The organism is Paenibacillus sp. LX16, from assembly GCF_036252815.1.
Lineage (GTDB): Bacteria > Bacillota > Bacilli > Paenibacillales > Paenibacillaceae > Paenibacillus > Paenibacillus polymyxa_B.
The window spans coordinates 1,769,257-1,781,606 of record NZ_CP141152.1; the positions used below are offsets into that span (position 1 = coordinate 1,769,257).

13 protein-coding genes are annotated in these 12,350 nt (G+C 43.4%); 11 read left to right on the plus strand and 2 right to left on the minus strand.

The genetic code is table 11. The features are described from left to right. Positions 1-205 precede the first annotated feature (205 nt). The 6 genes from T3H97_RS08110 to T3H97_RS08135 all read left to right on the plus strand — a co-directional run bounded on the left by T3H97_RS08110 (position 206) and on the right by T3H97_RS08135 (position 4,872). Positions 206-751, plus strand: a complete 546-nt coding sequence (locus T3H97_RS08110) for an RNA 2'-phosphotransferase (protein ID WP_103048172.1) — start codon at positions 206-208, stop codon at positions 749-751. 215 nt (positions 752-966) lie between these two features. After that, a complete protein-coding gene (locus tag T3H97_RS08115) occupies positions 967-2,010 on the plus strand; it encodes a WXG100 family type VII secretion target (protein WP_442955646.1) in 1,044 nt (347 codons plus the stop codon). A gap of 11 nt (positions 2,011-2,021) precedes the next feature. Next, a complete protein-coding gene (locus tag T3H97_RS08120; RefSeq protein WP_104495212.1) occupies positions 2,022-2,243 on the plus strand; it encodes a hypothetical protein in 222 nt (73 codons plus the stop codon). 460 nt (positions 2,244-2,703) lie between these two features. Then, positions 2,704-3,963 (plus strand): WXG100 family type VII secretion target, encoded by a 1,260-nt coding sequence (locus tag T3H97_RS08125; RefSeq protein WP_328802224.1) that lies wholly within the window; start codon positions 2,704-2,706, stop codon positions 3,961-3,963. 19 nt (positions 3,964-3,982) lie between these two features. Further along, positions 3,983-4,267 (plus strand): hypothetical protein, encoded by a 285-nt coding sequence (locus tag T3H97_RS08130; protein WP_103744419.1) that lies wholly within the window; start codon positions 3,983-3,985, stop codon positions 4,265-4,267. Positions 4,268-4,569: 302 nt separating this feature from the next. After that, complete coding sequence (locus T3H97_RS08135) at positions 4,570-4,872, plus strand: YunC family protein (RefSeq protein WP_023987881.1); 303 nt, start codon at positions 4,570-4,572, stop codon at positions 4,870-4,872. Between the two features lie 150 nt (positions 4,873-5,022). Here the strand turns inward: T3H97_RS08135 and mtnA are convergent, their stop codons facing one another. Both mtnA and mtnK read right to left on the minus strand, forming a co-directional pair. Continuing rightward, complete coding sequence (gene mtnA, locus T3H97_RS08140) at positions 5,023-6,132, minus strand: S-methyl-5-thioribose-1-phosphate isomerase (RefSeq protein WP_328802225.1); 1,110 nt, start codon at positions 6,130-6,132, stop codon at positions 5,023-5,025. 5 nt (positions 6,133-6,137) lie between these two features. Then, positions 6,138-7,361 (minus strand): S-methyl-5-thioribose kinase, encoded by a 1,224-nt coding sequence (gene mtnK / locus T3H97_RS08145; protein WP_328802226.1) that lies wholly within the window; start codon positions 7,359-7,361, stop codon positions 6,138-6,140. 312 nt (positions 7,362-7,673) lie between these two features. Here mtnK and T3H97_RS08150 point away from each other — a divergent pair, with 312 nt between their 5' ends. From T3H97_RS08150 to sufU, 5 genes are all read left to right on the plus strand, one after another. After that, positions 7,674-8,144 (plus strand): Dps family protein, encoded by a 471-nt coding sequence (locus T3H97_RS08150; RefSeq protein ID WP_328802803.1) that lies wholly within the window; start codon positions 7,674-7,676, stop codon positions 8,142-8,144. A gap of 444 nt (positions 8,145-8,588) precedes the next feature. Next, entirely contained in the window at positions 8,589-9,371 is a 783-nt protein-coding gene (sufC, locus tag T3H97_RS08155; RefSeq protein ID WP_013309552.1) for a Fe-S cluster assembly ATPase SufC, read from the plus strand. Between the two features lie 23 nt (positions 9,372-9,394). Next, positions 9,395-10,699, plus strand: coding sequence for a Fe-S cluster assembly protein SufD (sufD, locus tag T3H97_RS08160; RefSeq protein ID WP_328802227.1), 1,305 nt, complete (start codon positions 9,395-9,397; stop codon positions 10,697-10,699). Continuing rightward, positions 10,696-11,919 (plus strand): cysteine desulfurase, encoded by a 1,224-nt coding sequence (locus T3H97_RS08165; protein ID WP_328802228.1) that lies wholly within the window; start codon positions 10,696-10,698, stop codon positions 11,917-11,919. The genes sufD and T3H97_RS08165 overlap by 4 nt, the downstream gene beginning before the upstream one ends. After that, entirely contained in the window at positions 11,909-12,331 is a 423-nt protein-coding gene (sufU, locus tag T3H97_RS08170; RefSeq protein ID WP_328802229.1) for a Fe-S cluster assembly sulfur transfer protein SufU, read from the plus strand. Before T3H97_RS08165 ends, sufU begins: the two co-directional genes overlap by 11 nt. Positions 12,332-12,350 lie beyond the last annotated feature (19 nt).

The window sequence follows — 12,350 nt, forward strand, 5'->3', positions numbered from 1 at the left end:
GATAAGAGGTATTTTCGGGTATTTCCCTTGTGGGCTGGGAGTTGCAGTATTATTGGAGGCTTATAGCAGATATAGTCTAAGGTTTTTTTTAATTGGAGCTACATGTTTCCTTATCGGGGGATTGGTGCTTTACTTCACAAGACGCTATGAATCATCAGATTGGTTACTATAGATAAAACAAATATTACATTAGAAGGAGTATATGATGTTATCACCAAAACAAGAAGAGAGCCTTAGTAAATTTATGAGTAAAATTCTTAGGCATACACCAGAACAGTTTGGAATTAAGTTGGATCATGAAGGTTATTGCCACGTGCAAGACTTAATTTCAGCCATTAAATCAGAGAATAGATGGTCGGATATAGGAGAAGCAGGAATTGATCAAGTCGTAACTAATTGTCCAAAGAAGCGATACCACATGGTAAATGGATACATACGAGCGAACTACGGGCACAGTACAGGAAGATTAGATTACAAAGAATCCATTCCACCAACTGCTCTTTATCACGGAACAAATAGCAAAGTAGTTGATAAAATTATTACCGAGGGCATTAAACCAATGGGGAGAAAGTATGTTCATCTATCTGAGACACTTGAATTTGCAACATTGGCAGGTAAGAGACGTGGTGAATTAGTCATTCTTGAAGTCGATACAGTAAAATCGCTGGCTAATAATGTAAAGTTCTATATCGCTAATAATGGTGTTTGGCTTGCCGATTTTGTGCCCCCACAATATTTGAAAAAAATTTAATACTGATATTTTCGTTTATATTAAAAAGAGGCATTTATACAATACTTTTGACATAGTAAATCCGTTTATATCAGTCCATTTGTCACATAATATAAAAGGAAATTTCAGGTAACAGGTGGATATCCCTAAACATCTCCTTCTGATAAGATTATTTCCATCTAAATTAAAATGGACGTGATCAATTGGGGAGAATATTGGTTCCACCTGATAAGCTAATGGAAGTGGCTGACCAGTTCTTGCATGGTAAACACGAAATGGAACGTATGTTGAATTTACTGAATGGAAGAATTGATTTTGTCCAACAAGGTTGGTCTGGTGCTACCCGAGAGAGGTTTTTCCAAGATTTTCAGGTCTCTAGACAATCCATGGGCGTGACGCTTGAACGACTTTCTACGGTTGCACAAGAACTCATTTTTATTTCAAAAAACTTTACACAGGTGGATGGAGAAAAAGTCGTACTGGATGTGCCGGGGAATGGTGTGCCTGTTAAAACGGCATCAAGCGGTGAAGGTTGGTTACATAAGATTTTTGAACAGGTTGGACAAGCTGAGATCACCAAGGCTGAAGCTCAGATGGAAGCTAGCAAGCTTCAAGGAGAAATTCTGTGGGATACTGCTCAGGGAGCGAAAGGTGCTATTCAGGAAGATTTAACCTTGGGGATGCTGCCTGACAAAGACCGTGACTATGATCATCCAATGGCAGCTAAAGTAGGTGAAATTCTTGGTCACGTAGCTACAACATTGCAGGGAGCTGGTGAGGTAATCGTTGGAACAGGTGGAGAAGGATTATCAGTTGCTGTTTCATCCACGGGAGTTGGTAGTATTATCGGAATACCTGGATTGATTGGCTCAGCAGCTTTAGCGGCACATGGAGGTACAACCGCAGTTAAAAGTGCAAGCGGAATAGGGAAGAGCTCAACGGAATTGTGGCAGATGATGAAGGGAGAAGGTGGAGGTTCAGCTAAACAGACACTTACTTCCAACAAGGGAACGTCGATAGATGTTACTCCTTCATCTAATCATACAAGTACGACAACGAATCCACATCCAGCTAAAGGTGAACCTAACTCATCAATTGATATTCTGGATAAAAATACAGGTGAGATAAAAACAAGAAGATATTATGATGAAAATGGAAGAGCTACACGTGATGTAGACTACACGAATCATGGAAATTCAAAGCAGCATCCAGAGTGGCCTCATGAACATGTTTTTGAATGGAAAGAAGATGGGACATTTAAAAGAGTTAACAAGAATTAGGAGGGACTGTTTTGGAATACAATGAATTGGTGGAACGTTTTGAAATGGGGGAAGAGTTTCAGTTCTCCTATAAAAATGATAGCTATTGGATTAGCCAGAATGAAGAAGGGTACTTTCTTACTCGTGAAAGAGACAGTTTTTCGCAGTCGTTTGAATCAGCAAGAGAGTTGTTTATTCTTGGGAAGATTGATGATAAGACTATTTTAGAGTTGTGGGATAACATAGACATTTGAAAAAGTACAATTTGAGCCTACTCCTTAATAATAAAAACGGGAGTGGGCCTTTTACATGGTTAGTCAATCTGAATAAAGAGGATGACATTTACAAACACCTTGCTTCAAACGAAGTGCGTCAAATTCAAATTACCATGCTCCAATATCAAACATTACAAGTTGTTGAGCTAGGATAAGGGAATCAAGCAGATGAACAAAATGCCCATCTAAAAAGATATTACCGATATTGTTAAGGAACTCGGTATCACGAAACAACAGCTACATAACTATAAAAAACTCCTAAAGTTGATTCCTGAGTTACATGATATGATTGAAGATCAGGAGTTGAAAGCGATGACTATAAGCTTTTGGTCATAGGTATAAAGTTATCTTATTTCACATAACAATTAGGAATTAAGTTCGTTTTCCATAAATCGGAATAATGTTACTATGTCATAACCAACTCAAACAGAGGTATATTATGACAACAATTAAAGTGACACCTGAGCAGCTTATGACTGCCTCCAAACAGTTTGAGTTAGCACAGCAAACGGCAACTCAAATGAATAGTAATTTAGTACAACAAATTTCATCTATGGGGCAATTGTGGGAAGGACTGACTAAAGAGCACTTTTACTATTCCTTCCAAACCTCTCAGAAGAATATGAATGACTTTGTTACCTTGACGGATTCTATTGCTAGGGAATTACGTCACCATGCAGATAAATTCAGATTAGCAGATCTGATGGAAGCAGGTAACATTGACGCAAGTTGTTTACCACCTCCACCTAATTCATGTGCTGTTCCTGCTCCAGATACACGGAATGCGTTCCAAAAATCAGTAGATAGCTTAACTGAACTAGGTCAGGATTTTGTAGACGCTAACTCAGTACGCTATGAGAAAAAGTTTGATTCAGTCTGGAGCTTCCTCGATTATATGTCATATGGTATTCCAAAAGGAATGTACCAAGGGTACATGGAACGGGCAGCTAAACAAAACGATTCATGGAATGACATGCTCAATTTCGGTACATTTGGAGTAACAGGTATGATTCAAGGGGCATTTAATCCAAACAATGCCTGGTCAAAGGAACACTGGGCTAATATGATCGGTACAGCTGGACTATTTGGAGGAGTTAGTTCAGTAATCAAGCCTAAAATTGGGTTATCGGGGTCTGTAAAATATACTCCGTTAAAAGATGGAACTACCCGAATAATAGAAGGTGCGGACAATACAAGAAAAATTATAGATACTAATGGTCTGCGTAATGAAGTGCCTTTAACTGAAGCACAAATTGGAAGTTTAACTCAGTATGCAAAAAAAATAGGAATGCCAGAAGAAAATATCCGTGTAGCGGGGCCTAATGATACTTCTCCTACAGGATTATTATTCGATACGATTCTCAATATAAATAATGATGTACTTCCTTCTAATGCCACAGGTAAATTAGCAGCTAATAGCCGGATTACTGGTCATGGAACAATAGCTCATGAAGTTGTCGGGCATTATGAAGCAGGACTAGCCGGAAAATCCTTTCAAGTTATGGATGCTGAATTTAATGTTATAACTAGGAACTTTGCACTTGACGAAGCTCAAGCAAGTATCCGAGCTGCAAGATTTGCTCCTGACTTGACTCAATTAGAAAGAATCATGCTTTTAAGAGATGGAATTACTAGATTAAAAAACGAAGGGATCAAAATTAGGGAAGTTAAAGATATACTGTTCATACATGAACGTTAGTTAGAATGGAGATGTTCTTTTGGAGATTATGAAGTTAGACGATATTATTAAAACACCCAATAAAGGAATCATTTTAATTGGAACAAATATTGGATTAGATAAGCAGGATCATACGAATTTAAAAAGTTTGGTAGGTTCAAAAATACAAGTAGATAAGGTGGATGGGACGAAATGTGAACTGGACGTATTGGATATTAGCCTTTCTTTTTCCATTGCTAACCTTCCACTCATTGGTATTAGTGTAAAGGATTCAGAAAATATTAAAGATATAAAAAAGGGAACACAAGTAGTGCAATTACTATAGATCTATGATGTATTGCGATTTTCATAAAATAAATTAAGGCATCTGAAAAAGTGGAGTATGCGAATCGCATACTCCTATCTTTACTTATAGTGTTCTAAATATAAACAAAGAACATACGCCTACAAAAAAATTAACAGCAAAAGCGAAAAAGAAATTGTACTGATTTTTGCCAAAGTTAAGAGGCCCCTCCAACTGTAGTTATTCACCAGGATATTTTGAATGTATCCACGAGTGTCCACACTTACCCGCAAATGCCGCATAAAATATCCCGGGTGAACTAAGAGGAGGTGCATGTAATAACCATGATACACATGGAATCCGTACAAGTGGGTGAGCATACATTTATCGGAGTCGAGGTCAAACTGCCTAAAACAACGCTGTTGACTATCTCCAACTCCCGTGGTTACATCATGTGTGGTGCACTGGATGTTGGACTGCTCAATGAGCGGCTGGCGGATCGGAAAATTCTTGCTGCACGAGCTGTGGGAGTAAAAACGCTGAAAGAATTGTTGGAAGCGCCGATGGAATCGGTAACGACAGAAGCGGAGCAACTGGGGATTAAGCCAGGTATGCCAGGATACGAAGCACTTTTGAAACTGGTGTAATGAAGCCTATGTGACATGTTGTATAAAAGTAGAGGAACAAGAAACGAAAAAAACCGGACTTTTTGGGTCCGGTTTTTTTCTATAAATAGTTTTATTCTATCGAGTAGAGTTATTTGACTTATATACGAACTATATAACCTGCAAGAACGATTAATCGGCAAACAAATTGGTCAGGTTCTCGCTAAAGGGTGCTTGTACAATTCCTTTTTCGGTAATGATGGCGGTAATGTACTCATGAGGTGTAACGTCGAAAGCTGGGTTGTAGACTTTGATGCCCTGCGGGGCGGTCCTTTTACCAAAGCTTTCGGTAACTTCCTCGGCAGAACGCTCCTCGATCGGAATATCTGCGCCTGTTGCGGTCTGCAAATCAATGGTAGATAGTGGAGAAGCGACATAAAAAGGAATGCCATGCGCCTTCGCTAGCACAGCTAGGCTGTAAGTACCGATTTTGTTTGCGACATCGCCATTAGCAGCGACTCTATCTGTGCCGACAATAACGGCCTGTACCCATCCTTTGGACATCACCATGCCCGCCATATTGTCGCAGAGCAGGGTGACATCAATGCCTGCCTGCTGAAGCTCGAAAGCAGTCAGGCGCGCACCTTGCAGCACGGGGCGAGTTTCGTCGGCAAATACTTTGAGGTGGATGCCGTTCTCCTGCGCAAGGTACATCGGCGCGAGCGCTGTTCCGTATTTGGCTGTCGCCAATCCGCCTGCATTGCAGTGAGTGAGTACGCCCATCCCGTCCTCGAACAGAGGTAAAGCATGGATGCCGATCTGGCGACATACTTCTTCATCCTCTGCCTGAATGGCTATGGCTTCACGCTCCAGCCCGGCATTCCAGTCTTCGATCTGGCCTCCGCTAGCTTCAACGATGAGTTCCTCAGCCCGCTTCTTCATGCGGTCCAGGGCCCAGAAGAGGTTCACGGCTGTCGGTCGTGAAGTAGCCAAATGTCCGCACACGGCGTGTACATGCTGCAGCCACCCAGCAGCGTCGGTGCCGTCGTAGGCGGTAGCTCCTAGCACAACGCCGTAGGCCGCAGCCATCCCGATGGCGGGCGCACCGCGTACCTTCATGGCATGTATGCCATCCCAAACTTCATCAGCCGTGAATAAATCCAGCATGACAATCGTTTCGGGTAGCAGACGCTGATCCAGCATGGACAAGTGGTTGCCTTTCCACACCAGCGAAGATAGAGCCTGACTGGACACTGCAGCTTTCCCAGAGGTTACGGGCGCCGATTCTTTCTTTTCACTCATATTCATTAAGCTCCTTTAGTTTGGGCAGCTGTTGCTGTCCGAACAATGTCTCCCAGTTCCCGAATCGAATGAAGCTCGCGATTGCGAAGAACCAAGGATTTACCGATAGATAACGCCAGACGTTCCGCAGCTTCCTTGATAGCAGGATCGGCAATGGTGTCGATATCTGCCACATGCGACAGGCTGATGATACGGCGAATCACTTTGCACCCTGCAAAACCAATCGTATCTTGCAGTACTTTCTGGAGATACAAGTCCTGATATCCCGCTGTACGTGCCATATGATCGGTGACATGCTCGTCCCACAGTTTGCGGAACCTACGCTCAAACTGCTCCCATACCTGAATGGCGGTCTCCAGAACCCAGTCACGTCTTTCATTTAATGCCTTCTCGCCAGAGGTCCATCCGGGTTGTGCTGCGTAGTTTAATAGCAGATTGGCGATCACCGCTCCGATATCAAAGCCCATAGGTCCGTAGTAGGCAAATTCAGGGTCAATGACTTTAGTCGATTCGGTCGTTACAAAAATGCTACCAGTATGAAGGTCACCGTGCAGAAGCGCTTCGGTTCGTGTCAAAAACTTTTCTCGCAGCAAGGCCACTTCCAGGTGAAGCACCTGATCTGTACGTAGTGTCTCTGCTTCGTCTTCGATGTACGCACCATAGTTGTTATTATCTGAAAACCGATACGGTTCATCCAGAATCAGATCCTCAGTTATTTTGCAGAGATCTGGGTTGATAAAGCGTTTAACCAGGTCTTTTTTATCCTGCTGATTCATGCCCAAATCTGAGGTGAAGAAGAGCGTGCGTGCCAGAAACTCCCCAATATGATTAGCGAAATATGGATATGTGTTTCCTTCTATTAGTCCCTTGCGCATGATGGTGTGTGAGCTAAGATCCTCCATCACGGTCAACGCAAGCTCATCGTCATACGCCAGTACCGCAGGAACCAATTCGGGGCAAATGTGGTGTTCCTGCTGAAGTGCCTCACGTTCAATACGGGCACGATCCAGTGAAAGCGGCCAGGATTCACCCACAATTTTTACATAGGGAAGTGCCTGCTTGGCAATGATACTCTTGTTAGATTCAGAATCCGTAATATGAAAAACCAGATTTAAGTTACCATCACCGATTTCTCGGCATTCCAGACGGGCTTCCTGACTAAAAAATCCGGGGATGTTCTTTACGAATTCGATTGCTTCTTCAGTCGTTAAAGGATGATATTGGGACAACGAAGTCACCTCCATAAAATGTGCGCATGTAAATAGTTTGAAAAATATCACAATATTAAACCAAGTATTTTGATAGGATAGAGAAAGTATAACGAAAATCATTGAAGTTTTGTACATTTTTTTTATGGGGATTGAAAGAGGAAGAAAGGAGTACTCTTTTTTTGTTTCGTCTCCGTATAGAGAGGGTAAATATGAAACAGACGTCCGGCAGGTGATATTAGGATGCCCGCTGGCGTCTTACCGTCAGTAATGACGGTGATGGATACGTAAACGTTCCTGAAAATCAATTTGATGAAAAAGGAAGGGATTATGATGGCTAGAACAACAAGTAACTCGAAAAATACGCAAACCAAATCGGTGGAGGAACTTTTAAACCGTCAAGTCGCTAACCTCAATGTGTTATATGTCAAAATTCATAACTATCACTGGTATGTGAAAGGCTCTAGTTTCTACACACTCCATGTTAAATTTGAAGAGTTATACAATGAAGTGACATTGAAAATGGATGAGATTGCCGAGCGTCTGCTCGCGTTGAAAGGTTCTCCTTCCGCAACGTTGAAAGAATACCTGGAGCTGTCGTCGATTCAGGAAGCAACCGGCAACGAAGATGCTCCTAAGATGGTACAAACCTTGATCGAGGATTTTGCAACGGTATGCGAGGAGTTTCAGGAAGGTATCGAACTGGCGGAAAGCAATTCCGACCAGCCAACTGCAGATTTGCTGATTGGTTATAAAGCGGATCTGGAGAAACATATGTGGATGCTTCGATCTTATTTGGGCTAATTGGCAGAATTTCGGTCCATCACTCAATGCCTAGTTCGGTGAATTTAATTCCACTCCATAGTGATGGGGTTACGCTCTGAAATAAACTCTCTACATGTAAAACGCTACTGACGTCATGCTGTCAGTAGCGTTTTTATGGCTGAAAAGAGATCATGCATCTCATGTTTTTGTACAAATTTAAAAATATATAAACATTTGCAGGGTGTATTTTGCTATTTGTGTGCCTGGTAGGGTGAACATTTTATGAAGAAAGTTGGATAACGTGTGTCTGTTGGTTGCACCCTTAAAGATATTTATTATAAAATAACTTGAGAATCATTGAGAATCAGTTTAGAATGATTATAAATAAATTTTTAAATATTACTTGAAATCAGGGGGCTCCCCTGTTTAAATATACTTTCTGATTTCGACACCACACTACATTTTTTGGAGGGTATTGCGAATATGGCTACAAACTTTAAGATTGAAGGTCTCAAAGCGACCATTGAAGGCAAGGAAATTTTGAAAGGTATTAACCTCGAAATGAAGGGCGGAGAAATCCATGCCATCATGGGTCCTAACGGTACGGGTAAAAGTACACTCGCGTCTGCTTTGATGGGTCATCCTAAATATGAAGTCACAGATGGCAAAGTAACATTGGATGGAGAAGACGTGCTGGATATGGAAGTGGATGAGCGTGCACGTGCAGGATTGTTCTTGGCGATGCAGTATCCGAGTGAAATTGCAGGGGTAACGAACTCCGACTTTTTGCGTAGTGCGATCAACGCGCGCCGTGAAGAAGGACAAGAAATCTCCCTGATTAAGTTTATCCGTCAAATGGAAAGCAAAATGAAAGAGCTTGAAATGAACCCTGAGTTTGCTCACCGTTACCTGAACGAAGGCTTCTCTGGCGGTGAGAAAAAACGGAATGAAATTTTGCAAATGATGATGATTGATCCGAAAATTGTCATTCTTGATGAAATCGACTCCGGTCTGGATATCGATGCTTTGAGAATCGTGGCTAGCGGTGTCAACGCTATGCGTTCTGAAGAGCGTGGTTTCCTTATCATTACTCACTATCAACGTCTGTTAAACTACGTTAAACCAGATTATGTACATGTGATGATGCAAGGACGTATCGTTAAATCCGGTGGTCCTGAGCTTGCTGAGCGTCTGGAAGCAGACGGTTACGACTGGATCAAGGAAGAGCTGGGTATCGTTGATGAAACTGTAGGACAAGAGGCGTAAGCCGGAAGCGAGGAGGAAAACTAATGACTACACAAACAATCCTTCCGGTAGATTCCGAGCAACTGCGTGTTCTGTCCGAACGTAACGGCGAACCATCTTGGTTGGCCGAAGACAGACAAAAAGCACTTGAGCTTGCAGGCAAACTGGAGCTTCCGGTATTTGAAAAAACAAAAATCGAACGTTGGAAATTAAACGATTACGGTCAACATAAACAGAGCGAGGTCATTGCATCGGTAGGGCAGGTTCCTGCAGCCATTGCTGATCTTGTCAAAGAGCAACAGGAGGGCGGTCTGATTATTCAGCGCAACTCCGGCGCGGTATATGTGAAGCTGAGCGAGGAATTGGCGGCGCAAGGCGTCATTTTCACGGATTTACAAACAGCGGTTAAAGAGCATGCTGATTTGGTTAAAGCTCATCTGAACACAGTTGTTAAGGCTGAAGAAAATTCATTATCTGCATTGCACGCAGCACTCTGGAACGGTGGAGTATTTGCTTATGTGCCTAAAAATGTAGAACTGAACGTCCCGCTTCAAGCTGTATTCCTGACGGACGATGCGACTGCAACGTTTGCGCCCCATGTGCTGCTCATTGTCGAAAGCCACAGTTCCGTGACGTACGTAGATAATTATGTATCTGCGGATTTGGCGGCACCTGTTCTTCATAACGGTGCGGTAGAAGTTGTTGCAAATGCAGGAGCTAAAGTACGTTATGCGACAGTCCATCAGTTTGGAGAGCAAGTAACGGATATTTCGATTCGTCGTGCTACGTTGGGAAATGACGCAGCTATCGAATGGATTGTGGGCGAAATGAACAACGGTAATACAGCAAGCAATACCATGTCCGTGCTCAAAGGCAATGGCTCCAATTCGGATGCCAAGATCATTGCTGTAGGTTCTGGCTCACAAAAGCTGAACTATACGACACAAGCACAGCATTTTGGTAAAAATTCCGCTAGTCAGATGATTACACGCGCAGTAATGCGTGAAGAAGCGTCTTCCATCATTAACGGAATTACAAAAATTGAAAAAGGTGCTACCAAAGCAGACGGTCAGCAAACAGAACGTGTTCTGATGCTCAGCCCGAAAGCGCGTGGTGACGCTAACCCGATCCTGCTGATTGATGAAGATGATGTAACGGCAGGTCACGCAGCATCGGTTGGTCAGGTAAACCGTGAACAAGTGTATTACTTGATGTCCCGCGGGATTAGCCGTGCAGAAGCTGAACGTTTGATTATTTATGGCTTCCTGGCACCTGTCGTATCTGAAATTCCGCTCGAAGGACTTCAACATCAGCTGCAAAGCCTTGTTGAAAGGAAGTTAGGCCAATGAATACTGCATTGATCCGTGAACAATTCCCGATTTTACATCAGGAGATCAACGGTCATCCGCTGGTTTATTTGGATAATGCGGCCACTTCGCAAAAACCACTGGCGGTCATCGAAGCGATCAAGCACTACTACGAATATGATAATTCGAATGTTCACCGTGGTGTGCATACCTTGGGTAGCCGCGCAACGGATGCTTATGAAGGTGCGCGGGAGAAGGTAGCCCGCTTTCTGAATGCCAAGCGCAGTCAGGAAATTATTTTTACACGCGGAACAACAACGGCGCTGAATCTGGTCGCTTCTTCCTACGGTAGAGCTAACTGTAAGGAGGGTGATGAAATTGTCATCACACAAATGGAGCATCACAGTAATCTGATTCCGTGGCAACAGGTAGCCAAAGCCACAGGCGCGACTTTGAAATATATTCCACTTCAAGAGGATGGTAGCGTTGATCTTGCTGATGTGGAGAATACCATTACAGAAAACACGAAAATTGTAGCGATTGCGCATGTCTCCAATGTGCTTGGTGTTGTGAACCCTGTTAAAGAGATTGCAGCTATTGCGCATCGCAAAGGGGCAGTTATCGTTGTAGACGGTGCACAAAGCACACCGCATATGAAAGTAGACGTGCAAGACATCGATGCTGACTTTTATGCCTTTTCGGGTCACAAAATGTGTGCTCCTACTGGGATCGGGGCACTGTACGGCAAGAAGGCGCTGCTGGAGGATATGGAGCCCATTGAGTTCGGCGGGGAAATGATCGACGATGTGGGATTGTATGAATCCACATGGAAGGAGCTGCCTTGGAAATTCGAAGGTGGAACTCCGATTATCGCCGGAGCTGTTGGCTTGGGAGCTGCCATTGATTTTCTGGAAAGCATCGGACTGGACGCCATTGCGCAGCATGAAAGCCGTCTGTCCAACTATGCCCTCAAACGTCTCCGTGAAGTGGAGGGGTTGACAATTTACGGACCTGCAGAACGTCATGTCGGGCTCGTAACCTTTAACCTGGATGATGTGCATCCGCATGATGTAGCTACTGTACTGGATAGCAAAGGGGTAGCTATACGTGCGGGGCATCATTGCTGCCAGCCGTTAATGCGCTGGCTGAAAGCCAGTGCAACTGCACGTGCTAGCTTTTATCTCTATAACACGGAAGAAGAAGTCGACGCTCTGGTCAGCGCCTTAATCCAAACAAAGGAGTATTTTGGCGATGCAACTTGATGACTTGTACCGACGCGTGATTATGGATCATTATAAAAATCCGCGCAATCGCGGACGTTTTGAGGACGATGCCGTTACGGTGGATTTGAATAATCCTACGTGTGGTGACCGAATTTCCCTTCAACTCAAAACGAAAGACGGCGTGGTCGAAGATGCCCGTTTTACTGGCGAAGGCTGCTCGATTAGTATGTCCTCAGCTTCGATGATGACAGAAGCAGTCAAAGGAAAAACGATTGATCAGGCACTGGATATGGCGAGCCGCTTCTCTTCTTTAATGAAGGGAGAAGCCGTCGAATTTGATGATTATGAAGAATTGGAAGCTTTGTCAGGCGTAAATAAGTTCCCGGCCCGCATCAAATGTGCGACATTGGCTTGGAACGCGCTGCGCAAAGGGATTGATGAAGATCAATAATTAAAATAGAACAGAGGAG

Coding starts and splice junctions, on each gene's coding strand:
- T3H97_RS08115 (WP_442955646.1), top strand. CDS start 967: ATGGAAGTGGCTGACCAGTTCTTGCATGGTAAACACGAAATGGAACGT.
- mtnA (WP_328802225.1), bottom strand. CDS start 6,132: ATGAGTGAAAAGAAAGAATCGGCGCCCGTAACCTCTGGGAAAGCTGCA.
- T3H97_RS08110 (WP_103048172.1), top strand. CDS start 206: ATGTTATCACCAAAACAAGAAGAGAGCCTTAGTAAATTTATGAGTAAA.
- T3H97_RS08165 (WP_328802228.1), top strand. CDS start 10,696: ATGAATACTGCATTGATCCGTGAACAATTCCCGATTTTACATCAGGAG.
- sufC (WP_013309552.1), top strand. CDS start 8,589: ATGGCTACAAACTTTAAGATTGAAGGTCTCAAAGCGACCATTGAAGGC.
- T3H97_RS08135 (WP_023987881.1), top strand. CDS start 4,570: ATGATACACATGGAATCCGTACAAGTGGGTGAGCATACATTTATCGGA.
- T3H97_RS08125 (WP_328802224.1), top strand. CDS start 2,704: ATGACAACAATTAAAGTGACACCTGAGCAGCTTATGACTGCCTCCAAA.
- sufD (WP_328802227.1), top strand. CDS start 9,395: ATGACTACACAAACAATCCTTCCGGTAGATTCCGAGCAACTGCGTGTT.
- sufU (WP_328802229.1), top strand. CDS start 11,909: ATGCAACTTGATGACTTGTACCGACGCGTGATTATGGATCATTATAAA.
- T3H97_RS08150 (WP_328802803.1), top strand. CDS start 7,674: ATGGCTAGAACAACAAGTAACTCGAAAAATACGCAAACCAAATCGGTG.